This is a genomic window from Pseudomonas sp. 2024-210 (assembly GCF_045062345.1).
GTDB lineage: Bacteria > Pseudomonadota > Gammaproteobacteria > Pseudomonadales > Pseudomonadaceae > Aquipseudomonas.
On sequence record NZ_JBJGEJ010000002.1, the window covers coordinates 57,261 to 83,749 of the forward strand.

Consider the following 26,489-nt stretch of genomic DNA (forward strand, 5'->3'; position numbering starts at 1 on the left):
GAAGCACGAGGCTGCGGGGCTTGTTTACGGCTGCTTCGCAGCCGGCCGCTGCCTCGTGCCTAGGACGCCAGGCTCTTACGGAAACGCGCCAGCGCAATGGCGAAAAACACCAGGCCAATGGCGATCAGTGCCAATAAGTCCGGCCACACCACCTCAACCGCCGCACCGCGGAACAGTATGGCGGCGCTCAAGCTGACAAAGTGGGTCGAGGGTGAGCACTGCATTACCCATTGCAACCACTCAGGCATGCTGTCCAGCGGTGTGCTGCCGCCTGATAACAGCAGCATCGGGATGACCACCGGGATCGCCAGCAAGCCGAACTGCGGCGTAGAGCGGGCCAATGTGGCGAGGAATATCCCCAGCGCCGTACTGGCGAACAGGTACAGCGCCGTTACCAGCAAGAACAACGCCATCGATCCGGCCAACGGTATGCCCAGCGCCCATTTCACGATGACCTCCAGCGATATCCAGGTGCACACCACTACAACCAGCATGTTGCTCCATATTTTCGCCAGCATGATTTCCAGTGCCGTCAGCGGCAGTACCAGCAAGTGGTCGAGGGTGCCGTGTTCACGCTCGCGCAACAGCGCAGTACCGGTCAACACGATCGCCAGTATGGTGATGTTGTTGACGATCTGGATCACCGCCAAAAACCATCCGCCTTCCAAATTGGAGTTGAACAGTGCGCGGGTTGAAATCCGCGCGGGGGTATTTGCAGCGGCGTCACTTTGGCCTGCGTAATCAAGCAGTGCTCGCTGGAAAATCTGGCCGATGTAACCTGCGCCCATAAAAGCCTGACTCATGGCGGTTGCGTCGACGTTGACCTGCACACTGGGTTCGCGACCCGCCAGCAGGTCAGCCTGAAAATTGGCAGGCACATTGATCACAAACGTGTATTGGCCGTTATCCATCGCCTGATCAAACTGGTCATAGGGCAAGGCTTGCGGTGTCTTGAATTCTGGAGGCAGCAGCGACTCGCTGAGTTTGCGCGACAGGGTGCTGTGGTCTTCATCAATGAAGCCAACACTGGCGTTGTGCACGCCAATGATAGAGCTCGATGCCGGCATATAGATCGCTACGGTAAAGGCATAAAGCAAAAACAGCAGCAGGACGTTGTCGTGCCGCAGGCTGGTGAACTCTTTGAGGCCCAGTCGCAGGATGTGTGAGAGCTTGTGCATCAAACCTCCTGTTTCTTAAGCATGATCAGACTCAGCCCGGTAAAGGCGACAAAAAAGCCGAACAACGCCAGGCATTGTGGCCATAGCTGGCGAAGATCAAGTGCTTTGGTGAAGGTCCCCACCGCGATATCGAGGAAGTGCCCGGCCGGGAACAGCATGCCCATCATGGCCGATGCACCCTCCAGCGAGGAGCGCGGCACCAGCAATCCGGAAAACTGAATGGTGGGCAGACTGGTGATGATCATGGTCCCCAGGATGGCTGCAATTTGGGTGCGGGTGAACGCGGAAATCAACAGACCCATGCTGGTGGTCGACAGGACATACAACAGGCCACCAAGCGCCAGAGTGAGGCCGCTGCCTTTAAACGGAACGCCAAACAGCCATCGATTCATGGCCACCAGCAATGCCAGATTGACCAGGCTAACTGCCAGATAGGGCGCCTGTTTGCCCAGCAGGAACTCAAGACGCGTGAGGGGAGTGGCGTAGAAGTTAGTAATCGACCCCAGCTCTTTTTCGCGCACGATGCCGAGTGCTGTGAGCATCGCCGGGATAAAGGCGAGAATAAGTGCCATCACACCGGGACCGATGGCGTTGACGCTGATGACGTCCTGATTGTAGCGAAACCGGGTTTCGAGCTTTGCCGCCGCCTGTTTGTTTTGCGCCAGACTGCTCAGGGCGGCCAACTGCTCAAGGTTGGCTTGGTGCACGGCCTGAATGTAACTGCGACTGGTCTCTGCGCGAAATGGCATGCCGCCATCGAGCCACGCGGCAACAGTAGGCTGGCGACCGGCGTAAAGATCCCGGCCAAAGCCTGGAGGGATCTCCAGCGCGATTTTGATTTCCGAGCGTTGCAGACGTTCGTGTAGTTCTTCGGCGCTGTGGATCGGCGCGTGTTCTTCAAAATAGCGCGAGCCACGAAAGGCTTCGAGGTAGGCACGGCTTTGCGGGCTTTGATCCTGATCGTAAACGGCAAACGCGAGGTTTTCCACATCCAGCGAAATGCCGTAGCCGAAGATCACCATCATGAAAACGGCACCTAGCAAGGCGAACGCCATACGCACCTTGTCGCGTAACAGCTCTTTGGTTTCGCGGCTGGCCACCGCAAACAAACGCGTGAGGCTAAAACCGCTTTTGCTAGGCGGCGGTGGTGTGTTTACCACGGAGCTGGCTGCGGTTTCGGCAGGCGTGGGAGTTTGTTCGTTTTGCGCTTGCTCAAGGCAGGTGACAAAAGCGGCTTCCAGAGTATCGCCCTGGAACTGCTGCTGTAAGGCGGCCGGTGTATCACACGCGAGTACCTTGCCTGCGTGCATCAGCGAGATGCGATCACAGCGTTGGGCTTCGTTCATAAAGTGAGTCGACAAGAATATTGTCACCCCTTGATCACGCGACAACTCGATCAGCAAGCGCCAGAAGTCATCGCGTGCGGCCGGGTCGACCCCGGAAGTCGGTTCATCAAGGATCAACACCTCAGGACGATGCAACACCGCCACCGCCAGTGACAAACGTTGACGTAGCCCCAGAGGCAGCTCGCCGGATTGCTGCTCGGCCACATCGCCGAGGTCGAAGCGTTCAATCAGTTCTTCGATGCGCGCTCGACTGTCGTCTTTGGCCATGTCAAACAGTTGGGCATGCAGCACCAGGTTTTGGCGCACGCTCAGTTCGCCATACAGCGAAAAATTCTGCGACATAAAGCCCACGCGTTTACGTGTGGCCAAGTCGCTGGCGTTCACCGGGTTGCCCAACAGTTCGGCGCTGCCTTCAGTGGCGGGAACCAGCCCCGTGAGCACTTTCATGGTGGAGGTTTTGCCACAGCCGTTTGAGCCGAGAAAGCCGAATATTTCACCACGGCCAATGGCAAAGCTGACGTTGTTCACGGCCGTGAAATCACCGAATTTAAGGGTCAGGTCGTGCGCTTCAATCGCGATATCGCTGTTGTCATTGGCGCGCGGCGGTATCACCAGCGGTTCATTGTTGTGACCGCTGTCCCCCTGAAAATGAGTGAAGGCTTCATCGAGTTTGCCGGTGGGTGAAACGGCGGCCAAATCCTGAGTCAATCCGGTAGCAATCAAGGTGCCCCGATCAAGCATCAGGCAATGCTCGAATTGTTCAGCCTCTTCCATGTAGGCGGTGGCCACCAGCAGCGTCAACTGGGGTCGCTGGCTGCGTACATCGTTGACCAACTCCCAGAAACGACGGCGTGACAGCGGATCTACGCCGGTGGTGGGTTCGTCGAGGATCAGCAGGTCGGGTTCATGGATCAAGGCGCAACACAGGCCGAGTTTTTGCTTCATCCCGCCCGATAGTTTGCCCGCCGGACGTTCGGCAAAGCGCTCAAGGTCAGTGGCTTTAAGCAACTGCGCCATGCGCTGTTCACATTCGTCTTTTGACAGGCCGAACAAAGTGCCGAAAAAGCGAATGTTTTCGCTGATCGACAGTTCCGGATACAGGTTGCCGCCCAGCCCTTGGGGCATAAAGGCAATCAACGGATAGAGCGTGTTGCGATGGCGACGATCATCGATAGGGCCGCCCAGTACCTCCAGCGCACCCTGCTGAAGCTTTTTGACCCCGGCAATCAGCCCGAGCAGACTCGATTTGCCAGCGCCATCGGGGCCGATCAATCCGCAGCGCGTGCCTTTAGGCAGGCTGAAGGTGACCTGCGCTAGCGCCTGTTGTTTGCCATACCGGTGGCTGATGCCACTGGCGTTGATCGCCGGGGCGGTCATTGCAGATTGGCCGGCCAGTCTACGTCAGCAGTTCGCACATAACCTGCCCCTGGCATGCCGGGTTTGGCTTGCGGTACGGCGCCGGGATTGGTCAGGCGCAGTTTGACGCGGAACACCAGTTTTTGCCGCTCATCGCGTGTTTCGACCTCTTTAGGTGTGAATTGCGATTTGTCGGCGACAAACGAAACCTTTGCCGGCAGCGGCTGATCGGGCAGCGCATCAAGGACGATACGGGCTTCACCACCGACGGTGAGTTTGCCGACCACGGCGGCGGGCAAGTAGAGGTTCATGTACTGATCGCTGGGGTCAATCATCATGAAGACGCGGCCACCCGAACCGAGCACCTCACCCGGCTCAGCCAGGCGCAACTGAATGATCCCGTTGATAGGCGCACGCAGGCTACTGTCTTCTATTTCGCTGGTCAGTTGCGCCACCTGCGCTTCGCTGGAAACGATGGCGGCACGGGCGGCGGCGACTTGGGCTTGCGCAGCAGAGACGGCGGAGTTGCTGGTACTGAATTTCGCCTGTAGTTGATCAAGCTGTTGACCGCTGGCAAACCCGCGCTGGGCCAGTTGGCTAATGCGTTTGAGTTCCTGACTGGCGAGCAGTTTTTCGCTCTGGCGCAGTTTGACGTTGGCTTCGTTGGCCGCCAGGGTTTCACGGGCCCTTTGTACTTCTGCTTGTGCCTGTGCGCGGGAGGCTTCCAGCGTGCGCGTGTCCATGCGTGCCAGCAGCTGGCCTTTGGTGACGTGGTCGCCTTCGTCTACCAGTACTTCGGCCAGACGGCCCGGGATTTTTGCGGCGATTTGCACTTCGGTGGATTCGAGCCGACCGTTGCCCATGGCGATGCCTTCGGGGAGGCGATCATGTTGGGACTTCCAGTAACCGAATCCGCCTGCTGCGATCAGCAAAATTGCCAACGGAATAACAAAGTAATGGGAGATACGGTTATTAGTGGACATGCCGACATCCTGTGTCACTGAGCGCTCTAGTTTGACGATTTCAAGTCCGATGGACCTTGATTCCAATCAAAGGAAGTCGAGAGCTTAGACGGCATTTGAGCGGTCGGCGGTAAGTTTTCAGCTTCAAGCGTGCAGCACTGCGATAGCCGCCCATTGCTCGGGTGTCACGGGCATCACAGAAAGACGGCTACCTTTTTGAACCAGTGGCATCTCGGCCAGTGCAGTTTGTTGTTTCAGGTAGTCAAGCGTGATGACCTTGGGGAAGGTCTGTACGTGGGCCACTTGCAGGGCGCTCCACGGGTTTTTCTCGGGGGTTGCTTTGGGGTCGAAGTAGTGGCTTTGTGGATCAAGCGCAGTAGGGTCCGGGTAGGCCGCCTGAACAATTCGCCCCACACCGGCAATCCCGGGTTGTGGGCAACTGGAGTGATAGAAAAAGAATTCGTCACCGACGGCCATGGAGCGGATGAAGTTGCGTGCTTGATAGTTACGAACACCGTCCCAACGGGCCTCGCCCAGCTTCTGCAAATCTTTGATCGAGAACTCGTCCGGCTCGGATTTCATCAACCAATAGGCCATTTTTGCGGCTCCTTAAATGCTGCGTGGTCATATTGTCTGGCAAGCGGTTTGCAAACCGACAGTCGGTTGACGTCAGCATTTGCGTGTCCTGTCGTGTTGCCTCAGAATGCCGGGATTTTAAGCTTGACGCTGCTGCACGGCCTATAACAAAAACCGTTGCTGTCATCGTATTGATGTGCCTGAAGGGGGGCAATCAATGAAACGCAAACCGGATTTACTGTGGATGTTGGTTATTTTGTTCGGTTTGGGCGTGGTTACAACCGGTTATGCGCAAAGCCTCTGGTCTAACTCGATCGACGCGCCGATTGAACTGGCGCAACAGCAAGTCCCACCGTTTAAACGCTAAGCACCTTCCGGTTCGGGTATCGCTTTTTTCAGTGATGCCCTGGCTGTCAGTGGGCGACGTACCAACGACTGTCCGAGACGGTGCCCTGTAATGGCACATCCCAGCTGGCTTGGGCCAGTGTCGGTACTTTTTGGCATTCATGGGCCAGCCCCAGTAACGTTGGCTTGCGCCAGCATTGACGTCGCGCCAGATACGCCAGGCTGCGGTCATAAAAGCCGCCGCCCATGCCCAGCCGCCCACCTGTCGCATCAAACCCAACCAGTGGCAACAGCACCAGGTCGAGTGCCCAGACCTTGCGTTGACGTGCGCGATTGATAAACGGTTCAAGAATGCGGAAACGGTTGGGCATAAGTTTCTCGCCCGGAGCGATGCGCTGAAACACCATCTTGGTTTTAGGCCACGCGCTAAGCACCGGCAGGTAGGTGACCTTGCCCCGCCGTTGAGCTTCTTTGAGCAGCAACCGCGGGTCGATTTCACCGTCTGTTGGCAAGTACAGGGCAATGTGTTTGGCGCGGCGAAACAGCGGGTGTTGCGCCAATTGTCGATACAGATCGCGCGCGGCCTGACGTTGCTCGCAGGGCGATAGTTCGCGGCGCGCTTTGCGCAATTGTCGGCGAAGTTGCGGGCGTGTCACCGGTTCGGTCATGGTGGCGTGCAATTCAAGGTCGAGTCACCGGACGGTGTACCCGTGAAAGCCAATGCCAGCAAGAAGCTGGCACTGCGCTAATAAATCAGGCTCCCCGACGTACCGCTGTCGGCTTGGCCCTTGAACCCGAAAGTTCAAGGTGGAAGTTGCAGTAGACCTTAAGGCTTTCCGTCTAGCGGACATGCACACCGGCCCAACGTGCAAGCTCCAGGGTAGTGCGAATCGGCTCAGGGACATCGCTAACTGGCGAATACTCCAGGGAGTGGCGCGAGTATACCCCAAAGAAACCTTTTGAATCAGCTTTGACGTTCGTTCGGATCAGCGGCGAGCACCACATCGACGCGTTCGAGCAGATCGCGCACCTGTTCGCGGGTGGAACCGTTGGTCTGAACTTCAGCGACTTCCTGTTTGTGCAACAGATCGTGCGTGATGTTCAGCGCGGCCATCACGGCGATACGGTCGGCCCCAATAACTTTGCCACTGCTGCGAATTTCGCGCATTTTACCGTCCAGATACCGAGCGGCGCTCACCAGATTGCTGCGTTCTTCCTGGGGGCACATGATCGAATAGTCTTTATCGAGAATCTGTACGGTGATGCTGTTACTTGAACTCATGAGTCTTGCTCCAGGGCTTTGAGGCGCGAAATCATCGATTCCACCTTGTGTCGGGCGATTTCGTTTTTTTCAATGAGGTGCGCGCGTTCCTCGCGCCAAGTCTTTTCCTGAGCTACTAAGAGTCCGTTTTGGCGGTTAAGTTGCTCGACTCGCGCAATCAGTAATTCAAGTCTAGCCATCAGTGCATGCAGGTCAGTGTCTTCCATTAGGTCCTACTGTGTTTTTCTGATGGAGGGTAAAAGTCAACCGTATTGACGCCTTGATGGTCTGGCTCGTCTGCCGATGCTACGATACAAGGCCTCCATTCTAGACATAGCGCCGCTTGGCGCCTAGCTGACCATGCCTATTCAGAATTCCCCGTATCAAGCCTTTGTAACCCTGCTGACTGCCAGCGGCCATTCCGTCTCGCCTGCTGAACTGCACGGCCATTTATTGGGCCGCAGTTGTGCTGGCGCCGGTTTTGATAACAATAGCTGGTTGGCTGAGGCCACTGAGCTACTTTCCGGCGAGCCGCAGGACAACGTACGCAATGCCTTGATCGGTTTGCAAGAGATGGTCAAAGGTGAACTGACCAGTGACGACATGACCGTCGTATTGCTGTTGCCAACTGACGACGCACCGTTGCCCGAGCGGGCCGCAGCGCTGGGCGAGTGGTGCCGGGGTTTCCTCAGTGGTTTCGGCCTGACCCGTCGCGAATATGCGATGAGCGATGAAGCCAGCGAAGTGCTGCGCGACCTGGCGGCTATTTCTCAGGTGCAAGACGCCCTGGAAGAGTCCGAAGACGGCGAAACCGACTACATGGAAGTGATGGAATACCTGCGTGTCGCGCCGCTGTTGCTGTTTACCGAAACCAAAAAGACCGACGCGCCGGCTGCCAAGCCTTCACTGCACTGATTGATCGCCAGAGGGAACCCGTCTGCCCATGATCCATATCCCGAAATCGGAATACACACGTCGCCGCAAGGCACTGATGGAGCAGATGGGGCCTAACAGCATCGCGATATTGCCTGCTGCGCCAGTGGCCATTCGCAATCGTGATGTCGAATACCTTTACCGTCAGGACAGCAATTTCCAATACCTGAGCGGTTTTCCCGAGCCTGAGGCGGTGATCGTCTTAATCCCCGGTCGTGCCCACGGGCAATACGTGCTCTTTTGTCGCGAGCGCAACCCCGAGCGAGAGCTGTGGGATGGTCTGCGCGCGGGGCAAGAAGGCGCTATTCGCGACTTTGGCGCAGATGACGCGTTCCCTATCGCTGACATTGACGACATCCTGCCGGGCTTGATTGAAGGGCGTGACCGGGTGTATTCGGCGATGGGTAGCAACCCACCCTTCGATCGTCACCTGATGGAATGGATCAATACGATTCGCTCCAAGGCCGACCTGGGGGCCCAGCCACCGGAGGAGTTCGTCGCGCTGGACCATCTGCTGCATGATATGCGGCTGTATAAATCAGCGTCTGAACTCAAGGTCATGCGCCACGCTGCGCAGATCTCGGCCCGTGCCCACATCCGTGCCATGCAGGCCAGTCGGGCCGGTTTGCACGAGTACAGCCTTGAAGCAGAGCTCGATTACGAATTTCGCAAAAGCGGGGCAAAAATGCCCGCCTATGGGTCAATCGTCGCTGCGGGCGATAACAGCTGCATCCTTCACTACCAAGAGAATGACGCCCTGCTCAAGGACGGCGATCTGGTGTTGATTGATGCGGGCTGTGAGATTGACTGCTATGCCAGCGATATTAGCCGTACGTTCCCTGTCAGCGGCCAGTTCTCGGTGGAACAAAAAGCCATCTATGAGCTGGTGCTGGCCTCGCAAGAAGCCGCTTTTGCCGAGATTGCACCCAACAAACACTGGAACCAGGCACACGAAGCCACGGTTCAGGTCATCACTGCGGGGCTGGTTGAACTCGGTTTGTTGCAGGGCGATGTCGATGAGCTGATCGCCAGCGAAGCCTATAAATCCTTTTATATGCACCGCGCCGGGCACTGGCTGGGGCTTGATGTGCATGACGTTGGCGAATACAAGGTCGGCGGTGAATGGCGCGTGCTGGAACCCGGTATGACGTTGACGGTTGAGCCGGGTATCTACATCAGCCCCTCTAACATGCACGTCGCAAAAAAATGGCGCGGCATTGGTGTTCGCATCGAGGATGACGTAGTGGTCACTAAAAATGGCTGTGAAATTCTGACGGGCGACGTGCCTAAAACCGTCGCTGAAATCGAAGCCTTGATGGCCTCTGCGCGGACGAGCGCAGCATGAGCCGTGTCAGTCTGGCAATCATTGGTGGAGGTCTGGTCGGTGCCAGCCTGGCCTTGGCGTTGCAAGCCGGGGCGAAGGCGCGCGGTTGGAAAATCGTCCTGATTGAACCTTTTGCGCCCGGCCACAGTTACCAGCCGAGTTATGACGCCCGCTCTTCGGCACTCAGCTATGGTGCCCGCCTTATCTATGAGCGCATGGGCGTGTGGCCGGCGATTGCCGAGCGTGCCGAGCCGATCAAGGATATTCACGTCTCTGATCGCGGTCGCTTCTCCACCGCTCGTTTGTCCGCTCGTGAAGAAGGTGTTCCGGCGTTGGGCTATGTGGTCGAAAACGCCTGGCTGGGTCAATGTTTGTGGAAAAGTCTGGACCCTGAAGTGATCAGCTGGCGGTGTCCGGCAGAAGTTATCCACATGCAGCCGATGGACACGGGCTACCGCTTGACCCTCAACGACGAAACATCGCTGGACTGCGACCTTGCGGTACTGGCTGATGGCGGACGATCAGGGTTGCGCGAACAGTTGGGTATCCATGTGCGTAAGCGGCCTTACGACCAAAGCGCGCTCATTGCCAACATCACCCCCAGTCAGCCCCACGAAGGCATGGCGTTTGAGCGCTTCACCGACGAAGGGCCGATGGCTTTGTTGCCCTTGCCCGACAATCGCTGCGCATTGGTGTGGACGCGTCTGGGAATGGATGCCAAACGTCTGGCTGATGTGGACGAGCGCAGCTTTTTGCGCGAATTGCAGGGCGTGTTCGGCTATCGTCTGGGCACGCTTAAACAAGTCGGTGCGCGGCATTTGTACCCGCTGACACTGGTCGAGTCTGAAGAACAGGTCCGGCCGCATCTGGCGGTGCTGGGGAATGCGGCTCACAGCCTGCACCCGATCGCGGGACAGGGCTTTAACCTGTCGCTGCGCGATGCCCAGGCCTTAGCGGATGTGCTGTTGGCGAGTGACAAAAAGCCCGGAGATTTGGCGACGCTCTTGAGCTATCAACAGCACCAGACGCCTGATCAGCAACTGACCATTGGTTTCTCGGACCAAGTGACGCGTTTGTTTGGCAGCGATCAAACGTTGATATCGCTGGGCCGCAACCTGGGTTTGCTGGGCCTTGACCTGATGCCGCCAGCCAAACGCTGGTTTGCCCGTCAGGCCATGGGGCTGGGCACTCGCGCAGACAGTTGATAACGACCGGCGCTCTTGTGCCGGGTCGAATCCTTTTTTCAGATGCGGCCGTTGCCGCTCACGAGACAGGCTTAAAGCATGGAAATGCGCGCAGATTTGCTGATTGTTGGGGCCGGAATGGTCGGAAGCGCCTTGGCGCTGGCGCTCAAAAACAGCGGGCTGAATATCCTGTTGCTGGATGGCAGCCCCCTGAGCGTTAAACCCTTCACGGCCCAAGACCCTTTCGAGCCTCGCGTGAGCGCATTATCGGCGGCCAGCCAACGCATTCTTGAGCGTTTGGGGGCGTGGGAGGGCATTACTGGGCGGCGTGTCAGTCCGTACTCGCACATGCACGTGTGGGATGGCAGCGGCACCGGGCAGATTCACTTCTCGGCAGCCAGTGTGCATGCCGAGGTGCTGGGGCATATTGTCGAAAATCGCGTGGTGCAGGACGCGTTGCTGGAGTGTTTGCAGGGGGCTGACATTGAAATGCTAGCCAATGCGCGACTTGAGCAGATGCGCCGCTCGGGTGACGACTGGCTGCTGACGTTGGCCGATGGCCGCACCTTGCGTGCGCCACTGGTCATTGCTGCCGATGGTGCCAACTCCGCTGTGCGCCGCCTCACGGGCTGCGAGACCCGCGAGTGGGATTACCAGCATCACGCCATCGTGACCAGTGTGCGCTGCGCGCAGGCGCATCAGCGAACCGCCTGGCAGCGTTTTACTGACAACGGGCCACTGGCATTCCTGCCATTGGAACGTGAAGGCGAGCAAGACTGGTGTTCTATTGTCTGGTCGACCACGCCTGAACAAGCCGAACAGTTGATGGCCCTGGATGACGAGGCGTTTTGCCGCGAGCTGGAATTCGCTTTTGAGGGGCGACTGGGCGCTGTGCTCAGCGCTGATCCAAGGGTGTGCGTTCCCCTGCGCCAGCGTCATGCCAAGCGCTACGTGGCCGAAGGCCTCGCCTTGATCGGCGATGCGGCGCACACCATTCACCCGCTCGCCGGGCAGGGGGTGAATCTGGGCTTTCTGGATGCCGCCGTGTTGGCCGATGTGGTGTTGCATGCGCAGGACCGTGGTGAACGCCTGGCGGATGTGCAGGTACTGAGCCGTTATGAACGTCGCCGCATGCCGCACAATTTGGCGCTGATGGCCGCGATGGAAGGTTTTGAGCGACTGTTTCAGTCCAATTCGCTGACGGCGCGGCTGGTGCGCAATACCGGTTTGAAGTGGGTCGATAAAATGCCTGAAGCGAAAGCGCTGTTCGTACGCCAAGCGCTGGGCTTGAGCGGCGATTTGCCGCCGTTGGCCAAGGCGTGAAGAGGTTGCTTAATGGGCTCATGCCTTTTTAGTAACATCTCGTAACGGCTCGAGGGCGAGTTCGGTTGAGATGGCAAATGTGATTCACTACCATTTACACCCGATTCGCATCACGAGAGACCGCCTCCCATGCTGGCACCCAAGCGTCTACTGACTGCCCTGGCCCTTACCGTTTTTGCGAGCAGTGTGTCTGCCGCCGATGAAGTGGTGGTGTATTCCTCGCGTATCGACGAGCTGATCAAGCCGGTCTTTGATGCCTACACCGCCAAGACCGGGGTCAAGGTCAAGTTCATCACCGATAAAGAAGCGCCACTCATGCAGCGCATCAAGGCCGAGGGTGAAAACGCCACCGCCGACCTGTTGCTCACTGTAGACGCCGGTAACCTTTGGCAAGCTGAGCAAATGGGCATTTTGCAGCCGCTCAAGTCCGACGTGATTGATAAAAACATCCCTTCTCAGTACCGCTCCTCATCCCACCAGTGGACAGGCCTGAGCCTGCGTGCACGCACCATCGCCTATGCCACAGACCGGGTGAAACCAGAAGAGTTGTCGACTTACGAAGCGCTCGCCGACAAGAAGTGGGAAGGCCGCTTGTGTCTGCGCACGGCTAAAAAGGTCTACAACCAGTCGCTCACGGCCACGATGATCGAAGTGAACGGCCCGCAGAAAACCGAAGAAATTCTCAAGGGCTGGGTCAATAACCTGTCCACTGACGTGTTCTCCGATGACATCGCGGTGCTTGAAGCCATCAACGCCGGGCAATGCGACGTCGGCATCGTCAACACCTACTACTACGGCCGCCTGCACAAGCAAAAGCCGGATCTGGGTGTGAAGCTGTTCTGGCCAAATCAGGCGGACCGTGGCGTGCACGTCAACTTGTCGGGGATCGGTTTGACCAAATACGCCCCGCATCCTGAAGCTGCCAAGGCGCTGGTGGAATGGATGACTACGCCAGAGGCGCAGGCGATTTTTGCCGGTACTAATCAGGAATTTCCGGCTAACCCCGCGGTTGAGCCTTCGGCTGAAGTGGCCAGCTGGGGCAGTTTCAAGGCTGACGCGCTGCCGGTTGAAGTGGCAGGCAAGCGACAGGCCGAAGCGATACGCATGATGGATCGCGCGGGCTGGAATTGATGAAAAGCCCCTCTCCCGGAGGGAGAGGGGACTAAAAGCAGATCCTCGATACACTTCAAATCAGTTCCCACTCCCAGAGGGAGAGGGGACTAAAGCAGATCTTCGATACACCTCAAAACAGTTCCCTCTCCCTTTGGGAGAGGGCTAGGGTGAGGGCTGCATTCACCACCTTCCGAGAGTTATTTGTGGCCCATCCTGCCCAACGTCGCTGGTATCCGCTGGTTTTTACCGTTGCAGCTCTAGTGCTGTTACCGCTGAGCGTCCTGTTGCTCTCCTGGCAAAGTATCGACTCGCAGATCTGGAGCCACCTCTGGGACACGCAAATGCCGCGCTTGCTGGGCAACACCCTGACGTTGATCGTCGGGGTCGGTATTGGCGTGACGCTGCTGGGTGTCAGCCTGGCGTGGTTGACCAGCTTGTGCGAATTCCCAGGCAGGCGCTGGCTGGACTGGGCGCTGATGCTGCCCTTTGCGATCCCGGCCTATGTGCTGGCGTTTGTGTTTGTCGGCCTGCTGGATTTTGCCGGGCCCGTGCAGACCCTGTTGCGAGAATGGTTTGGCATGGGGCTGCGCTTGCCGAGGGTGCGATCCACCGGCGGTGTGATCATCGTGCTGATTCTGGTGTTTTATCCCTACGTTTACCTGCTGGCGCGTACGGCATTTCTTGCTCAGGGCAAAGGTTTGATGGAAGCCGCTCGCGTGCTGGGCCTAAGCCCGTGGCAGGCGTTCTGGCGCGTCGCCCTGCCGATGGCGCGACCGGCGATTGGGGCTGGCGTTGCACTGGCATTAATGGAAACCCTCGCTGATTTCGGCGCGGTGTCGGTGTTTAATTTCGACACCTTTACCACTGCCATTTACAAAACCTGGTACGGATTCTTCAGCCTGTCGACGGCTGCGCAACTGGCCAGTTTGTTGTTGCTGGTGGTCATGGTGGTGCTGTACGGCGAGCGCCGGGCACGTGGTGCCAGCCGGGCCAGCAACGAGCGGCCAAGGGTCAAGGCCTTGTATCACTTGCGTGGGCCCAAGGCATGGTTGGCCAGTGGTTGGTGCCTGCTGGTCTTTGCCTGCGCCTTTGTGATTCCCATGCTGCAACTGGTGGTGTGGTTCTGGCAGCGCGGACGCTTTGATCTGGATGAGCGCTACACCGGGCTGATCCTCCATACCTTGTATTTAGGTGCCATGGCCGCGTTGATTACGGTCAGCGTCGCATTAGTGCTGGCGTTTGCCCGACGTCAGGCACCCACTCCAGCGATCCGGGCCGGGGTCAGCCTGGCCAACCTGGGCTATGCCTTGCCGGGGTCAGTGTTGGCGGTCTCCATCATGCTGGCTTTCAGCTACCTGGATCGTGAGCTTGTGATTCCGCTGTCTGGCTGGTTGGGCGGGGCGGGCAAGCCGCTCTTGCTCGGCAGCCTGTCAGCCTTGCTGCTGGCGTATCTGGTGCGCTTTATCGCTGTGGCTTATGGCCCGCTTGAAAGCAGTCTGGCGCGCATTCGTCCTTCATTGCCGGAAGCCGCCCGGAGTTTGGGCGTCAGCGGGCCACGACTTTTTTTCAACGTGTATCTGCCTTTATTACTGCCCGGTACGTTGAGTGCTGCGTTGTTGGTGTTTGTCGATGTGCTCAAAGAGATGCCAGCCACCCTGCTGATGCGTCCATTTGGATGGGACACCCTGGCGGTGCGTATTTTTGAGATGACCAGTGAAGGCGAATGGGCGCGGGCTTCTTTGCCAGCGCTGACGTTGGTGCTGGTCGGGCTGCTGCCGGTCATCGGGTTAATTCGTCGCTCCGCCCATCGCAACGGTTAGGTGCCAGTGCTTGCCCATGCGGCTACAATGCGCCGCATTCGGTGCGGTTTGTCTGTCAGGCCGGGTTCTCTGTTAAACGCTTCAAGGTCTGTGCGTGAGATCTGAATCGTTTAGCACGCCTGTCCGCACCTTCGCCACGCCCGGAAGGAGAAACCCATGGGACAGCGTACGCCTCTGTATGACCTGCATCTCGCCCTAGGCGCGAAAATGGTCGATTTTGGCGGTTGGGATATGCCCCTGCATTACGGCTCGCAAGTTGAGGAACACCATGAGGTGCGCCGCGACTGTGGGGTTTTTGATGTCTCGCATATGACCGTGATTGACGTCATCGGGGATCAGGCCAAGGAATGGCTACAGCATTTGTTGGCCAACGATGTCGACCGTTTGAACACGCCCGGCCGCGCACTGTATAGCGCCATGCTCAACGAACAAGGCGGAGTGGTAGACGACATGATCGTCTACCTGATGCCCACGGGTTATCGGCTTGTCGTCAATGCCGCTACCCGTGAACAAGATCTGGCCTGGATGTCGGCTCAGGCTAAAGGTTATGCCGTGCAACTGCTGGAGCGGCCCGAGCTGGCGCTGCTGGCCATACAAGGCCCGCAAGCCCGACACAAAGTCGCCGAGCTGGTGAGTCAGGCCCGTGGCCAGCTTATCCAGGAGCTCAAACCCTTTGAAGGGCAGAGCTGCGGCGACTGGTTTATCGCCCGCACCGGCTATACCGGTGAAGATGGCCTGGAAATTCTGCTCCCGGCTGACCAGGCTCCGGCGTTCTTCAACGATCTGGTGGGCGCCGGTATATCCCCTATTGGCCTGGGCGCGCGCGATACCTTGCGTCTTGAGGCCGGTATGAACCTCTATGGGCAGGATATTCACCTGTCTGTCTCGCCACTTTCAGCCAATATGGCCTGGACCATTGCGTGGGAACCCGCTTCACGTCAGTTTATTGGGCGCGCGGCGCTGGAGGCTGAAAAAGCCGGCGGCGTGCCCCTCAAACTGGTGGGTTTGGTGCTTGAAGAACGAGGCGTATTGCGTGCGCATCAGGTCGTTCGTATCGCGGGTATTGGCGAAGGGGAGATCACCAGTGGTAGTTTCTCTCCTACGCTAAGCAAATCGATTGCTTTGGCGCGAGTTCCGACCGCTACGGCTGACCGTGCCGAGGTCGAAATTCGGGGTAAGTGGTATCCGGTTCGCGTGGTTAAACCGACTTTTGTTCGTCTTGGCAAAGCCTTGATCTAACCTTTACTTGCAGGCTTGCACCCTGTGCAAGCCGCTGACAATCCCTTTTGAGGACACTGAATATGAGCAATATCCCTGCCGACCTGCGCTTTGCCGAAAGTCACGAGTGGGCCCGCCTGGAAGCTGACGGCACGGTGACCGTGGGCATTAGCGATCACGCTCAGGAAGCCTTGGGGGATGTGGTGTTTGTTGAGCTGGCCGAAGTCGGCAAAGTATTTGCCGCAGGCGATACGGCAGGCGTAGTGGAGTCGGTGAAGGCCGCCTCGGACATTTACGCGCCTGTGTCGGGCGAAGTGATCGCGGTCAACGAAGCCCTGGCTGACAGTCCGGAAGGCCTGAACACTGATCCGTACGGATCCTGGATTTTCAAACTCAAGCCAAGCGATACCGCTGAACTGGAAAAACTGCTGGACGCTGCCGGTTACAAAGCCACGATTGGCGAGTAAACCACTCTTGTAGCAGCTGCCGCAGGCGGCGTTCGGTTGCGTAGCAATCGTAAATTCGGTGCTCACGATTTTATTGATAGACCGTGATCACAGGTTTTACGACGACGGTGTCGCCGGACGCAGCCTTCGGCAGCTGCTACGGGAGATGTGGTTTACGCGTCTTTCAATACCGCTTTCACCGCCGCCACTGAACGCTCTACGTCGGCTTTGGTCATTGCTGTAAACATCGGCAGCGACACGATCAGGCGGCCGACCCGTTCGGAAATCGGCAGCATGCCTTCGCCAAACCCTTGCGCGCGATACAAGCTCAACAAATGAATCGGAGGGTAGTGATAACCCACGCCAACGCCTAGCGCCTGCATCTCTTTCATGAAGGTGGCGCGGGCAGGTTCGCCGTCTTTGCGTTCCGGCAGCACGAGCTGGAACAAATGCCAGTTGGTGTTATTAAAGTCAGCCACCGGCAGTTGTGCCCCGTACTGCGCCTCAAACTCTGGGCCGAAGCAGTCGAAGTAGTGCTTAGCCAACTCCCGACGATGCGCCGTAATGGCTTCGATATGGGCAAACTGGCCCAGACCAATGGCGGCCGCAATGTCCGTCATATTGAATTTGCCGCCCAGCACATCGACGTCCAGGCCGTCAAAGCCACTGCGGGTCACACCTTGCAGGCGGTACTTCTCGGCCAGACGTGCTTCCTCTTCATTATTCAGAACCAAACAACCGCCTTCGGATGAGGTGATGTTTTTGTTGGCCTGAAAACTGAACGACACAAAATCACCGCGTGCGCCGATGCGTTGACCGTTCCAGCTGGAGCCCAAGGCTTGAGCGGCATCTTCAACCACCCGCAGGTTGTATTTTTTGGCCAGTGCATAGAGTGCTTCCATGTCCACCGGCAAGCCCGACAGATAGACGGGGATGATGGCCTTGGTACGGGGCGTGATGGCCGCCTCGACTTTTGCCAGATCAATATTGCGAGTCACCGGGTCTATATCGGCAAATACAGGGGTGGCGCCGACTTCGAGAATTACATTGGCGGTGGCGACCCATGAAATAGAGGTGGTGATGACTTCATCTCCAGCACCGATGCCCGCAATGCGCAGAGCGATTTCCATCGTGCAGGTGCCGGAGTTGAAGGTACGCACCGGGCGACCGCCAAAATACTCGGAAAGCTGGGCTTCGAACGCCTGAACCTTTGGCCCGCTGGTGATCCAGCCTGAGCGCAACACGTCGCCCACGGCAGCAATGGTGGCTTCATCAATAGTGGGTTTTGAAAACGGCAGGAAAGGCAGTGAGCTCATAGCGGCAAGACGTCCGATGTGAATAGGTATGGGAACACAGGCTCCGATCATACCCAGAGCGTGACTCACATCGGGTGAAATTTCTGTATGGGGGCTGAATGGCAGGTCAGCATCCCGTAATGACCGCGTCGCGGCTTGGGCCGTTCAGGTCATTACGGGAGCTGGGAGCATTACTCCGCTGTAGCGTTCTTGGCCAGAATGGCGTTGGCCAATTCCATGTCGCTGACGTTTAACTGCGGGTTATCAGCGCGCACTTGTTGCATGGCCGATTCGAGGTACGGGCCACGAATCGAGCCGTTGCTGGCGACAAAGCTGCCCGCATCATCTTGGGCGGCAATGACTTTTCGGTCTTTTTTGAAGGTCAGGTAGGTGGACCCGGTTGTGGCGCCCGAAGACAACACATTACGCCAGAATGTGTCGGCCATGGCTGAGCCAACAGGAAGGGACAACAGGGCGATAGCGGCGACAGCATATTTGAGGCGCATAACGGTAACTCCGAAGACATAATATGAGTGTTTGATACTCCATATGTCAGTCTAGTTCCGCTGTGGCTCCGCCATCGTCCTAAATATTAATGGCCCGTTGCGAGCCCAATTCGGGCGTCACACGTAATGCTTCTGCCATTGACGTCAGGCCCGCGACCACTTTGCGGGCTGCCGCCATTCTCAAGGGTTGCATGCCTTCAGCGCAGGCTTGGTGACGCAGGGCGCTTACATCGGTTTGCGGGCCAATAAGGGCGCGAAGTCTGTCACTCATCAACATGATCTCGTAAACCCCGGCTCGCCCGCTGTAACCGCTTTCCCGGCACGCCTGACAGCCTTTCGCATGACAGGTGTGTTCAGGCGCCGAGGTGGGCCAGTCGGTAGCAAAGCTCTGCCAGTCACTTTGCTTTAAGGGCTGTTCGGCCTTGCAATCCGGGCACAGGGTTTTAACCAGCCGTTGCGCCATGACACCGAGCAGCGTCGCTTTTATCAGATAGGGGGCAATACCGAGTTCTTGCAAGCGGTTGATGGCACTCGGCGCATCGTTGGTGTGCAGGGTGGACAGCACCAAATGGCCGGTCAGCGCGGCTTGAATCGCCATTTCAGCCGTTTCCAGATCGCGTATTTCACCCAGCATGATGATGTCCGGGTCCTGACGCAGCAGGGCGCGCAAACCACTGGCGAACGTCAGGTCGATAGTGGGTTGCACCTGCATTTGATTAAACGCCGGTTCAATCATCTCGATCGGGTCTTCCAGGGTGCACAAGTTGACCTGCGGCGTGGCCAGTTGTTTGAGAGTGGCATAGAGGGTGCTGGTTTTGCCTGAGCCGGTAGGCCCTGTTATCAAAATAATACCGCTTGTTTGACGGGTCATACGCTCCCAGCGCTGCAAATCATCGGCGTTAAAACCCAACTGATCGAAGGTTTTAAGCAGCACTTTAGGATCGAAAATACGCATCACCAATTTTTCGCCAAAGGCGGTGGGCAACGTGGAAAGTCGCAATTCAACTTCCGCCCCGGCTGGGGTTCGGGTTTTCAAGCGGCCGTCTTGCGGTCTGCGTTTTTCGGCAACGTTCATGCGGCCCAAGGTTTTCAGGCGGCTAACGATCGCCATCGTGACCTGTGCTGAGAAGGGGTAAACGTCATGCAGTGCGCCGTCGATACGAAAGCGCATGCAACCTTGCTCTCGACGCGGCTCGATATGAATATCGCTGGCGCGTTGTTCAAAGGCGTACTGAAAAAGCCAGTCCACGATGTTCACAATGTGCGCATCATTGGCATCAGGCTCTGGATGGCTGGAACCGAGGGTGAGCAGTTGTTCGCGGTGAGGCTGGCTGGCGTTTTTTTGATCATTTAACGCTGCGCCAGTGACCGATTTTGCCAAGGTGTAAAACTCCACCGTCAGACGCTGAATCTCCTGTGGGTTGGCCATGACTCGTCTGATAGGTCGTTTGAGCACCTGTTTGAGATCTGCCTCCCAACTGCGCACCCACGGCTGTGTGCAAGCAATGGTGACGGTGTGCTCATCTGTCGCCACGACCAGGATTTGATGGCGTTGAGCAAACGCGAACGACATCAGCCCGGTCACAACGGCCACATCAATTTTGAGCGGGTCGATGCGCAAATAAGGCAAATGGCACTGATGGGCCAGCCAGGCGGTAAGGGTTTCAATATCGAGGGTTTTGCCGGGTCGGCTGGGGTCACTGAGCTGCTGGCTGGCCAGAAACACCAAGGGGTGCCCGTGCTTCTGAAGGGCTTCGCGGCTGCGGATCATGGCCTGTTCGGCACATGCGTGATGAACGCGGCCCTGGGTGAGCAAATGAGGGAGAAGGGTGGTGAGATCCAACCACTGATCATGGGGTGGGGCGGTGTGCATAAACGCTCCTGCAAGCACGTGCTCAGACAGGTCCTTGTCCGGGCTTACGGCAAAGCCTAGATGCAAAGCGTTTACGCCCCTGTAGGGATTCGTTGCCAGCTATTACCCCGAAATCAGTCGCACCGTGCCCTGGTGGTGCAGACCTGTTGCAGTTCCAAGCTGAAAACACGGGTCAGATTGCCCTTGCTTGTCTGGTTAGCCCGCAAAAAAAAACGGCCTTCAAAGAGAAGGCCGTTCTGGGCTTATTGCGGTTTGATCAATGAACAAACAGCGCAATCAGGATGATGATCGGGATTGGAATACCGAGAAATAACAGCAGAAGTGAGCGCATTTTTATTCTCCAGAATTAACGAAGGGTAGTAGTGGTGTGGTCAACGTACGTCACTGCATCGCGGCGACGACCGCCGAAGGTTGCGCACAAGCTGGCGAAGAACGCGCCGATCAACAGGGTGATGAACATCCACAGGGTGGTCCAGGCGGCAACCTTGGCTGCGGTGTCGGCGGCTTCCTTGGCTTTTACTTTGGCGTCTTCGATGGCTTGATGAGCTTTGGCGTAGACCTGATCAACCCGTTGTTCAGCTTCTGGCTGGCTCAGGTTGGTCCGTTGAGCGACGATCTGCGCCAAGTACGTACGGTCTTCGTTACTCAGTTGGCCATCGTTGCCCAGGCTGCGTACAAAGATGCGGGTCACGATGCCGTGGGCAGCGTCTTCACTGACTGCGGTGCCGCGATCATCACGAAACAGCGTGTCGATAAAGTAATCAGTGCCATTGCCTGCACCTTTATTCGCTTGGCTGCCTGCTGCACTACCGGCTGCGCTGCTCATGGCCGTGGCGGCACCCGAGGCCACACTGGCACCCGCTTGCACACCGCTACCAATCACGCTGCTGACGGAACCTGCTACCAACGTGGCCGTCACCAGCGTGGCGACTGCCCACGATAGAAAGCCGTGCGCGGTGTCGCGAAAGTACACTTCATCGCCGTGCAGGCTGGCCCATTTGACGCGCAAACGGCCGGCGAGATAGCCGCCCATGCCCGAAGCGATAATTTGTGTAACAGCGAGCCAGATAATGGCCGTAATGCCTAGCCCCTTGGCCCCTACACCTTCATTCGCCCAAGGCGATACGGCGGAAAAGCCCAGTCCTGCGCCCAGCATCAGGAGCAGCAAAGAGAGTGCGGCGGCAGCGGCGGCACCTGCAAAGATGGTAGCCCAGGAAACACCTGAGTGTCCTGAGGTGTCTTGCAGGGCAGCGGGGTAATTTTCTGTTGTCCCGATCATTGTTGTTGTGCTCCTGAAGTGACTGGATGTGTCGTTCACTCAGGAGATTGCAGAGGTTGTGCCAATCTGTGTTTTGGACTTTTTATATATTTTTCAGGTAGTTAAAAAAATAACTTTTTTACCGGGTCATGCAGCTTGCATGATGGAGGCTAAACAAGCGGGCGTAATGCATTGAAACAATTTTAAGAGCGCCAACAAAAACGGGAGCCTTGTGGGCTCCCGTTGTTGGTTATCAATGATGACGATGTTTGTTCTTTTTGCGATGACCGTACGCATGGCCGCGGCCACGGTGATCATCGCGGTAATAGCGGCGATTATCGCGATTGTTGTAACGGCGATCATCGGCGTCGCTTTTATTACCCATGTAATTGCCCAGCGCACCGCCTGCACCGCCGCCCGCGGCTGCACCGACCAGTGCGCCGGTGCCGCCGCCGACACTGCGACCCAGAACGTTGCCGCCTGCGGCCCCGAGCGCGCCGCCAATGGCAGCCTCGCCACGGCTGCGTTTGTCAGCACCTACGGCGCTGCCGGCTGCGCCGCCGACGCCTGCGCCAATCGCAGAGCCAGTCGAGCCGCCGAGCTGTTGTCCAACTACGGCGCCAAGAACTCCGCCTAATGCGCCGCCTACACCGGCTTCGGTGGTGCCACCGGCCGAGGCAACGCCACTGACCAGGCCAAGGGACAACAAGAGAATAGAGGTGAGCTTCATAGGTGAGTCTCAAATGGATGACGGCGCGATCCTGAGCCTCAAAGGGGTTGGTTACAATCGAAATCCGACCAGTAACACGAGTTGTACACAATTACCTAAGTTATTGTTTTTGATAGGGAACTTAATAGGTTTTAAGCGGTCTGTTTGTTAGTTCGATGAGGCCGTTTTCGTGGGGAAACGGCCTTTTTTGTGGGTGAGGTTTTTCGGTGAGTGACGGCTGGGCCGCCACTCGCCTCCTGCGTTTAACCGGCCTTGGCCACAATCATGTTCGAGGCTGTCGCGGGTTCCAGATAGATGGCGACGAACTTGGAGGTCGGCGTGTGGCTGCCATCCCCTGTGCTCTCAAGCGGTACCAACGGGTTGACCTCAGGATAGTAAGCAGCAGCCTGACCTGCCGGAATATCGAAAGCCAGCAACGTGAAATTTTTCACCCGACGTTCACGCTCATCATTCCAGATTGAAATGATGTCGACCTTCTGTCCCGGCTTGAAGCCCAGACGGATGATGTCGGCTTCATTCACAAACAGCACGTCACGTTGTCCCTTGACGCCGCGATAGCGATCATCCAGACCATAAATGGTGGTGTTGTACTGATCGTGCGAGCGCATCGATTGCATAATCAAATCAGGCAGGCGGCCATTGGCCCGAGCGCGGGCATCGACCAGGTCACGCGGCAATTGATTAGGCCGGAAGTTGGCGCGTTGACTCGGCGTGTTCCACTGCCGGGCGCCTGCCGAGTTGCCGAGGTAGAAGCCGCCGGGATGCTGAATCCGCTCGTTGAAATCTTTAAAACCGGGAATGGTGTCGGCAATCAGGTCGCGAATGCGGCGGTAGTCAGCCACGGCCCAGTTCCAGTCAATGGGATGCGTGCCCAGCGTGGCGGCTGCAATACCCGCAATGATGGCGGGCTCCGAGCGCATCTGGTTCGACAACGGCTGCAATTGCCCGTTTGAGGCATGCACCATGCTGAACGAGTCCTCGACAGTCACCGCTTGCGGGCCTTCGGCCTGAATGTCGATATCGGTGCGGCCCAGGCACGGCAGAATCAAGGCTTCTTTGCCGTGCATCAAATGGCTGCGGTTGAGCTTGGTGCTGATCTGTACCGTCAGGTCGCAATTGCGCAGCGCCTCAGCTGTGCGCGGGCTGTCCGGCGTGGCTTGGGCAAAGTTGCCGCCCAGCGCGAGAAACACTTTGGCGCGCCCCTCAAGCATGGCGTGGATGGCTTCAACCACGTTGTGGCCGTTTTCGCGGGGTACTTTGAACTGGAAACGACGCTCCAGCGCATCTAGAAACGCGGCGGGCGGGCGTTCGTTGATGCCCATGGTGCGGTCGCCTTGCACGTTACTGTGGCCACGTACCGGGCACAGACCCGCGCCGGGGCGGCCGATATTGCCGCGCAGGAGCATCAGGTTGGCGATTTCCTGAATGGTTTGCACCGAATGCCGGTGTTGGGTGATACCCATCGCCCAGCACATGATGACGTTTTTACCTTTAAGGTACATGCGTGCGGCACGCTCGATGTCGACCAGTGTCAGGCCTGACTGTTCGACGATGTGATCCCACGGCGTGTCATCAAGGCTGGCGATGTAATCCAGCACACCGGCGGTGTGCTCATTCAAGAACGCGTGATCAAACACTGCTGGCTCGCCTGCGGCTTGAGCGTCGCGCTCCCATTGCAGCAGGAACTTGGCCATGCCGCGCAGCAGTGCCATGTCGCCACCCAGCGCCGGGCGCAGATAAGCAGTGTTGGTCGGACGGTCGCCGTTGGTGAGCATTTCGAGAGGGTGTTGCGGGTGTTGGAAACGCTCCAGACCGCGCTCTTTGAGCGGGTTTACGCACACCACCTGAGCGCCGCGCTGAACGGCTTCACGCAGTGGCTCCAACATACGTGGATGGTTGGTGCCGGGGTTTTGCCCCAGCACGAAAATCGCGTCGGCGTGCTCAAAGTCGTCAAAGGTCACGGTGCCTTTGCCCACCCCAATGCTTTGTGCCAGCGCCACGCCGCTGGCCTCGTGACACATGTTTGAACAGTCCGGGAAATTGTTGCTGCCATAAGCCCGTACAAATAATTGGTACAGATAGGCGGCTTCATTGCTGGCGCGTCCCGAGGTATAAAACTCGGCTTCGTCAGGGCTAGAAAGATTCAACAGATGCCGGGCGATCAACGCGAATGCGGCTTCCCAACTGACGGGCACATAGCGGTCGCTGTCGGCGTCATAGCGCATGGGCTCAGTCAGTCGACCCTGATATTCCAGCCAGTAGTCGCTTTGCTCCAGCAATGCGCTGACGCTGTATTTGGCGAAGAACGCGGCATCCACTCGGCGTTTGGTCGCTTCCCAGTTCACCGCTTTGGCGCCGTTTTCGCAGAACTTCACCAGCCCGCTTTCAGGCGAATCGCCCCAAGCGCAGCCAGGGCAGTCGAAACCGCCGTTCTGGTTGGTCTTGAGCATCATGCGCAGGTTTTTCAGCGCGTTGTCACTGGTCAACCACGCTTGCGCCACACTGATCAGCGCGCCCCAGCCGCCTGCCGGGCCTTTGTAAGGCTTATAGCGTGGAGTCGGGGTTTTATCGGCTTGATGATGCGTGCTCACGGTTGATTCTCCTGCGCCGGGCTGTACACCCGAGGCGCGCTTTTTTGTGGCAGATGAATAAGGTTGAGGTTGTGCCGACGGGCCCATTGCAACGCCAGGCCGGTCGGCGACGACAGGCTGATGAGGGTTTGAATGCCCGCGCGCAGCACCTTTTGGATCAACTCAAGGCTGCACCGGCTGGTAACAATGGCAGCACCCCCGGCCAGATCAATGTGTTGACGAATCAGTGCGCCGATCAATTTATCAAGGGCGTTGTGCCGGCCGATGTCCTCGCGGCCCATCACCAACTGACCCTGACTGTCCATGAACACCGCAGCATGGACGGCCCCGCAGTGCTGGCCCAACGGTTGAAAGTCGCTGATACGCTGGCGTAAACCGTCAAGCCACTGGGCGGGAGGCAACGCAGCGCCCGCCAGTACCTTGAGATCAGGCAGCGCTTGCTCAACCGCTTCAACGCCGCACAGGCCACAGCCACTGGTGCCAGCCAGCTGGCGGCGCTGTTGTTTGAGATTCCAGAAGGCACGGCTGGCGATTTCGACCTGAGCATACTGAGCCGAGCCTTGGCCGGTCAGCTTGAGGTCGTAGATTTCGCTGGCGTCATGAATGATGCCGCTGCCCAGACTGAAGCCGACAATAAAGTCTTCAAGGTCAGTGGGGGTGACCAGCATCACGGCTTGGCTGATGCCGTTATAGGCAATCGCCAATGCGACTTCTTCGGCCAACGCAGTCTCACCACTGCTGCTGTGGTCCATTGACGTGTAGTGATAGGTCTGGCTGGCAGCGGGCGCGGCCGACATAGAGGCGGGCGCCGCGCACACCGGGCGCTTGGCGTTCATAAGGCAGTACCGACGTTTGGGTCAGTACTAAGCCTAGGCGCGACACAAGGTCGCGTCTAATCGCTAGCATTGATCTAGCGATAGATGGCGTCGATCATGCAGGGCTAAGTGATTTTTGGTAGAGCGCAAAGCAGGCTTCCGCAAGGGCGGAGCGCGGGGCCTCCCGGCGCATGATCAGGCCCAGTTGAGCCAGGGTTTTGGCCTCTGCAATGGGGTGCAGCCGCAAGTCATCGGTCAGGGCTTCAAGGCCACCCTCCAGCGGCATCACAGCACAGCAGAGCCCGCCGTGAACGGCTTGTAGCAATTGATGGACTGCATCGGTTTCGATCAAGGGCTTGGGCCTAAGGCCTCGACTGTGAAAGTTATGATCAATGGATTGACGAAAGTGCATGCCACCGCTGAGCAGGCCCAGTGGCAATTCAATCAGCGCTTCCCAGCTCAAGGGCTGCTCGCCGAAGCTGAAATGCCGCTGGTCGTAAAGCAGTCCCATGCGGGTTTCACCGAGTGCCAGAAAATCAAAGCGTTCGTGATCCAGACGGTCGAGGTAAGACACGCCCACGTCCAGCCCGTTGCTGGCGAGTTGCTCAAGTATTTGTTCGGAACTGAGTGCTGACAGCTCAAAGCGCAGTTCGGGATGCTCCTGGTGCAAGCGCTGCAATAGAGGCAGCGGGTCAAAACTCGACAATGGCACCACACCCATGCGCAGCGTACCGATCAGATTACCGCGACAGGCGGCTGCCTCGGCCTGGAGACCGTCGTAGGCAGCCAGCACCGCTCTGGCCCAGGCGAGCACGCGTTCGCCGGGCGCGGTAAAACTTTCAAAGCGCTGGCCGCGATTGACCAGTTGCAGGTCGAGTTCTTGCTCCAAGCTGCGCAGGCGCATGGACAGCGTGGGTTGGGTGATGTGGCAACGGGCGGCGGCTTGTCCGAAATGCCGAGTCTCGTCGAGGGCAATCAGGAATTTCAGCTGTTTAATGTCCATCGTCGCTCCACGGGTGATTCACCGTCAGATTCT

Annotated in this window: 24 protein-coding genes and 1 other RNA gene; 9 read left to right on the top strand and 16 right to left on the bottom strand. The window is 57.8% G+C overall.

Annotated features, from left to right (window positions below; translation table 11 throughout):
- Positions 1–59: 59 nt before the first annotated feature.
- The 4 genes from ACI7MX_RS02910 to ACI7MX_RS02925 form a co-directional block, all read right to left on the bottom strand.
- The gene (locus ACI7MX_RS02910) at positions 60–1,178 is read right to left on the bottom strand and encodes an ABC transporter permease (protein WP_314485970.1); all 1,119 of its coding nucleotides are present in this window, start codon (positions 1,176–1,178) and stop codon (positions 60–62) included.
- Positions 1,178–3,901 carry a ribosome-associated ATPase/putative transporter RbbA gene (rbbA, locus tag ACI7MX_RS02915; protein ID WP_405584725.1) on the bottom strand — a complete coding sequence of 908 codons (2,724 nt, stop codon included), beginning with the start codon at positions 3,899–3,901 and terminating at the stop codon, positions 1,178–1,180. Before rbbA ends, ACI7MX_RS02910 begins: the two co-directional genes overlap by 1 nt.
- Positions 3,898–4,863 (bottom strand): HlyD family secretion protein, encoded by a 966-nt coding sequence (locus ACI7MX_RS02920; protein WP_405584728.1) that lies wholly within the window; start codon positions 4,861–4,863, stop codon positions 3,898–3,900. Before ACI7MX_RS02920 ends, rbbA begins: the two co-directional genes overlap by 4 nt.
- A 123-nt stretch (positions 4,864–4,986) precedes the next feature.
- A complete protein-coding gene (locus tag ACI7MX_RS02925; RefSeq protein WP_314485973.1) occupies positions 4,987–5,439 on the bottom strand; it encodes an EVE domain-containing protein in 453 nt (150 codons plus the stop codon).
- A gap of 196 nt (positions 5,440–5,635) precedes the next feature.
- On the opposite strand from ACI7MX_RS02925, the gene ACI7MX_RS02930 reads away from it, so the two are divergent.
- Complete coding sequence (locus tag ACI7MX_RS02930; RefSeq protein ID WP_314485975.1) at positions 5,636–5,785, top strand: hypothetical protein; 150 nt, start codon at positions 5,636–5,638, stop codon at positions 5,783–5,785.
- A gap of 46 nt (positions 5,786–5,831) precedes the next feature.
- Here ACI7MX_RS02930 and ACI7MX_RS02935 read toward each other — a convergent pair whose 3' ends face one another.
- The 4 genes from ACI7MX_RS02935 to ACI7MX_RS02950 form a co-directional block, all read right to left on the bottom strand.
- Entirely contained in the window at positions 5,832–6,431 is a 600-nt protein-coding gene (locus ACI7MX_RS02935; protein WP_314485977.1) for a 5-formyltetrahydrofolate cyclo-ligase, read from the bottom strand.
- An 87-nt stretch (positions 6,432–6,518) separates the two neighbouring features.
- Positions 6,519–6,696, bottom strand: a non-coding RNA gene (gene ssrS, locus ACI7MX_RS02940) — 6S RNA.
- A gap of 31 nt (positions 6,697–6,727) precedes the next feature.
- Positions 6,728–7,045, bottom strand: a complete 318-nt coding sequence (locus tag ACI7MX_RS02945) for a cell division protein ZapA (RefSeq protein ID WP_314485979.1) — start codon at positions 7,043–7,045, stop codon at positions 6,728–6,730.
- Positions 7,042–7,251, bottom strand: a complete 210-nt coding sequence (locus ACI7MX_RS02950; RefSeq protein WP_122785325.1) for a TIGR02449 family protein — start codon at positions 7,249–7,251, stop codon at positions 7,042–7,044. Before ACI7MX_RS02950 ends, ACI7MX_RS02945 begins: the two co-directional genes overlap by 4 nt.
- Before the next feature lie 133 nt (positions 7,252–7,384).
- Between ACI7MX_RS02950 and ACI7MX_RS02955 the strand changes: the two genes are divergently transcribed.
- From ACI7MX_RS02955 to gcvH, 8 genes are all read left to right on the top strand, one after another.
- Positions 7,385–7,939 (top strand): YecA family protein, encoded by a 555-nt coding sequence (locus ACI7MX_RS02955; protein ID WP_405584735.1) that lies wholly within the window; start codon positions 7,385–7,387, stop codon positions 7,937–7,939.
- Positions 7,940–7,967: 28 nt separating this feature from the next.
- Positions 7,968–9,302: a Xaa-Pro aminopeptidase gene (pepP, locus tag ACI7MX_RS02960; RefSeq protein WP_405584739.1), complete on the top strand. Its 1,335-nt coding sequence runs from the start codon at positions 7,968–7,970 to the stop codon at positions 9,300–9,302.
- Positions 9,299–10,486 (top strand): 2-octaprenyl-6-methoxyphenyl hydroxylase, encoded by a 1,188-nt coding sequence (gene ubiH / locus ACI7MX_RS02965; RefSeq protein ID WP_405584742.1) that lies wholly within the window; start codon positions 9,299–9,301, stop codon positions 10,484–10,486. Before pepP ends, ubiH begins: the two co-directional genes overlap by 4 nt.
- An 84-nt stretch (positions 10,487–10,570) precedes the next feature.
- A complete protein-coding gene (locus ACI7MX_RS02970) occupies positions 10,571–11,788 on the top strand; it encodes a 2-octaprenyl-3-methyl-6-methoxy-1,4-benzoquinol hydroxylase (RefSeq protein ID WP_405585336.1) in 1,218 nt (405 codons plus the stop codon).
- A 129-nt stretch (positions 11,789–11,917) separates the two neighbouring features.
- Positions 11,918–12,919, top strand: coding sequence for an extracellular solute-binding protein (locus tag ACI7MX_RS02975; RefSeq protein WP_314485988.1), 1,002 nt, complete (start codon positions 11,918–11,920; stop codon positions 12,917–12,919).
- Positions 12,920–13,104: 185 nt separating this feature from the next.
- Complete coding sequence (locus ACI7MX_RS02980) at positions 13,105–14,721, top strand: ABC transporter permease (protein WP_405584745.1); 1,617 nt, start codon at positions 13,105–13,107, stop codon at positions 14,719–14,721.
- A gap of 156 nt (positions 14,722–14,877) precedes the next feature.
- Positions 14,878–15,960: a glycine cleavage system aminomethyltransferase GcvT gene (gcvT, locus tag ACI7MX_RS02985; RefSeq protein WP_314485991.1), complete on the top strand. Its 1,083-nt coding sequence runs from the start codon at positions 14,878–14,880 to the stop codon at positions 15,958–15,960.
- A gap of 62 nt (positions 15,961–16,022) precedes the next feature.
- Positions 16,023–16,406, top strand: a complete 384-nt coding sequence (gcvH, locus tag ACI7MX_RS02990; RefSeq protein WP_405584749.1) for a glycine cleavage system protein GcvH — start codon at positions 16,023–16,025, stop codon at positions 16,404–16,406.
- Positions 16,407–16,558: 152 nt separating this feature from the next.
- On the opposite strand, the gene ACI7MX_RS02995 is transcribed toward gcvH, so the two are convergent.
- The 8 genes from ACI7MX_RS02995 to ACI7MX_RS03030 all read right to left on the bottom strand — a co-directional run bounded on the left by ACI7MX_RS02995 (position 16,559) and on the right by ACI7MX_RS03030 (position 26,456).
- Positions 16,559–17,701: a DegT/DnrJ/EryC1/StrS aminotransferase family protein gene (locus tag ACI7MX_RS02995; protein WP_314485995.1), complete on the bottom strand. Its 1,143-nt coding sequence runs from the start codon at positions 17,699–17,701 to the stop codon at positions 16,559–16,561.
- 170 nt (positions 17,702–17,871) lie between these two features.
- Positions 17,872–18,186, bottom strand: coding sequence for a DUF2388 domain-containing protein (locus ACI7MX_RS03000; RefSeq protein WP_122785315.1), 315 nt, complete (start codon positions 18,184–18,186; stop codon positions 17,872–17,874).
- A gap of 79 nt (positions 18,187–18,265) precedes the next feature.
- Positions 18,266–20,059: a GspE/PulE family protein gene (locus tag ACI7MX_RS03005; RefSeq protein ID WP_405584753.1), complete on the bottom strand. Its 1,794-nt coding sequence runs from the start codon at positions 20,057–20,059 to the stop codon at positions 18,266–18,268.
- A 346-nt stretch (positions 20,060–20,405) separates the two neighbouring features.
- Complete coding sequence (locus ACI7MX_RS03010) at positions 20,406–21,338, bottom strand: hypothetical protein (RefSeq protein ID WP_405584756.1); 933 nt, start codon at positions 21,336–21,338, stop codon at positions 20,406–20,408.
- A 232-nt stretch (positions 21,339–21,570) separates the two neighbouring features.
- Positions 21,571–22,047, bottom strand: coding sequence for a YMGG-like glycine zipper-containing protein (locus ACI7MX_RS03015; RefSeq protein WP_314486001.1), 477 nt, complete (start codon positions 22,045–22,047; stop codon positions 21,571–21,573).
- Positions 22,048–22,289: 242 nt separating this feature from the next.
- On the bottom strand, positions 22,290–24,638 hold the full coding sequence (locus ACI7MX_RS03020) for an FdhF/YdeP family oxidoreductase (protein WP_405584760.1): 2,349 nt from the start codon (positions 24,636–24,638) through the stop codon (positions 22,290–22,292).
- Entirely contained in the window at positions 24,635–25,474 is an 840-nt protein-coding gene (fdhD, locus tag ACI7MX_RS03025; RefSeq protein ID WP_405584762.1) for a formate dehydrogenase accessory sulfurtransferase FdhD, read from the bottom strand. The genes ACI7MX_RS03020 and fdhD overlap by 4 nt, the downstream gene beginning before the upstream one ends.
- Positions 25,475–25,568: 94 nt before the next feature.
- Positions 25,569–26,456 (bottom strand): LysR family transcriptional regulator, encoded by an 888-nt coding sequence (locus ACI7MX_RS03030; protein ID WP_314486007.1) that lies wholly within the window; start codon positions 26,454–26,456, stop codon positions 25,569–25,571.
- Positions 26,457–26,489 lie beyond the last annotated feature (33 nt).

Coding starts and splice junctions, on each gene's coding strand:
- ACI7MX_RS02910 (WP_314485970.1), bottom strand. CDS start 1,178: ATGCACAAGCTCTCACACATCCTGCGACTGGGCCTCAAAGAGTTCACC.
- rbbA (WP_405584725.1), bottom strand. CDS start 3,901: ATGACCGCCCCGGCGATCAACGCCAGTGGCATCAGCCACCGGTATGGC.
- ACI7MX_RS02920 (WP_405584728.1), bottom strand. CDS start 4,863: ATGTCCACTAATAACCGTATCTCCCATTACTTTGTTATTCCGTTGGCA.
- ACI7MX_RS02925 (WP_314485973.1), bottom strand. CDS start 5,439: ATGGCCTATTGGTTGATGAAATCCGAGCCGGACGAGTTCTCGATCAAA.
- ACI7MX_RS02930 (WP_314485975.1), top strand. CDS start 5,636: ATGAAACGCAAACCGGATTTACTGTGGATGTTGGTTATTTTGTTCGGT.
- ACI7MX_RS02935 (WP_314485977.1), bottom strand. CDS start 6,431: ATGACCGAACCGGTGACACGCCCGCAACTTCGCCGACAATTGCGCAAA.
- ACI7MX_RS02945 (WP_314485979.1), bottom strand. CDS start 7,045: ATGAGTTCAAGTAACAGCATCACCGTACAGATTCTCGATAAAGACTAT.
- ACI7MX_RS02950 (WP_122785325.1), bottom strand. CDS start 7,251: ATGGAAGACACTGACCTGCATGCACTGATGGCTAGACTTGAATTACTG.
- ACI7MX_RS02955 (WP_405584735.1), top strand. CDS start 7,385: ATGCCTATTCAGAATTCCCCGTATCAAGCCTTTGTAACCCTGCTGACT.
- pepP (WP_405584739.1), top strand. CDS start 7,968: ATGATCCATATCCCGAAATCGGAATACACACGTCGCCGCAAGGCACTG.
- ubiH (WP_405584742.1), top strand. CDS start 9,299: ATGAGCCGTGTCAGTCTGGCAATCATTGGTGGAGGTCTGGTCGGTGCC.
- ACI7MX_RS02970 (WP_405585336.1), top strand. CDS start 10,571: ATGCGCGCAGATTTGCTGATTGTTGGGGCCGGAATGGTCGGAAGCGCC.
- ACI7MX_RS02975 (WP_314485988.1), top strand. CDS start 11,918: ATGCTGGCACCCAAGCGTCTACTGACTGCCCTGGCCCTTACCGTTTTT.
- gcvT (WP_314485991.1), top strand. CDS start 14,878: ATGGGACAGCGTACGCCTCTGTATGACCTGCATCTCGCCCTAGGCGCG.
- gcvH (WP_405584749.1), top strand. CDS start 16,023: ATGAGCAATATCCCTGCCGACCTGCGCTTTGCCGAAAGTCACGAGTGG.
- ACI7MX_RS02995 (WP_314485995.1), bottom strand. CDS start 17,701: ATGAGCTCACTGCCTTTCCTGCCGTTTTCAAAACCCACTATTGATGAA.
- ACI7MX_RS03000 (WP_122785315.1), bottom strand. CDS start 18,186: ATGCGCCTCAAATATGCTGTCGCCGCTATCGCCCTGTTGTCCCTTCCT.
- ACI7MX_RS03005 (WP_405584753.1), bottom strand. CDS start 20,059: ATGCACACCGCCCCACCCCATGATCAGTGGTTGGATCTCACCACCCTT.
- ACI7MX_RS03010 (WP_405584756.1), bottom strand. CDS start 21,338: ATGATCGGGACAACAGAAAATTACCCCGCTGCCCTGCAAGACACCTCA.
- ACI7MX_RS03015 (WP_314486001.1), bottom strand. CDS start 22,047: ATGAAGCTCACCTCTATTCTCTTGTTGTCCCTTGGCCTGGTCAGTGGC.
- fdhD (WP_405584762.1), bottom strand. CDS start 25,474: ATGAACGCCAAGCGCCCGGTGTGCGCGGCGCCCGCCTCTATGTCGGCC.
- ACI7MX_RS03030 (WP_314486007.1), bottom strand. CDS start 26,456: ATGGACATTAAACAGCTGAAATTCCTGATTGCCCTCGACGAGACTCGG.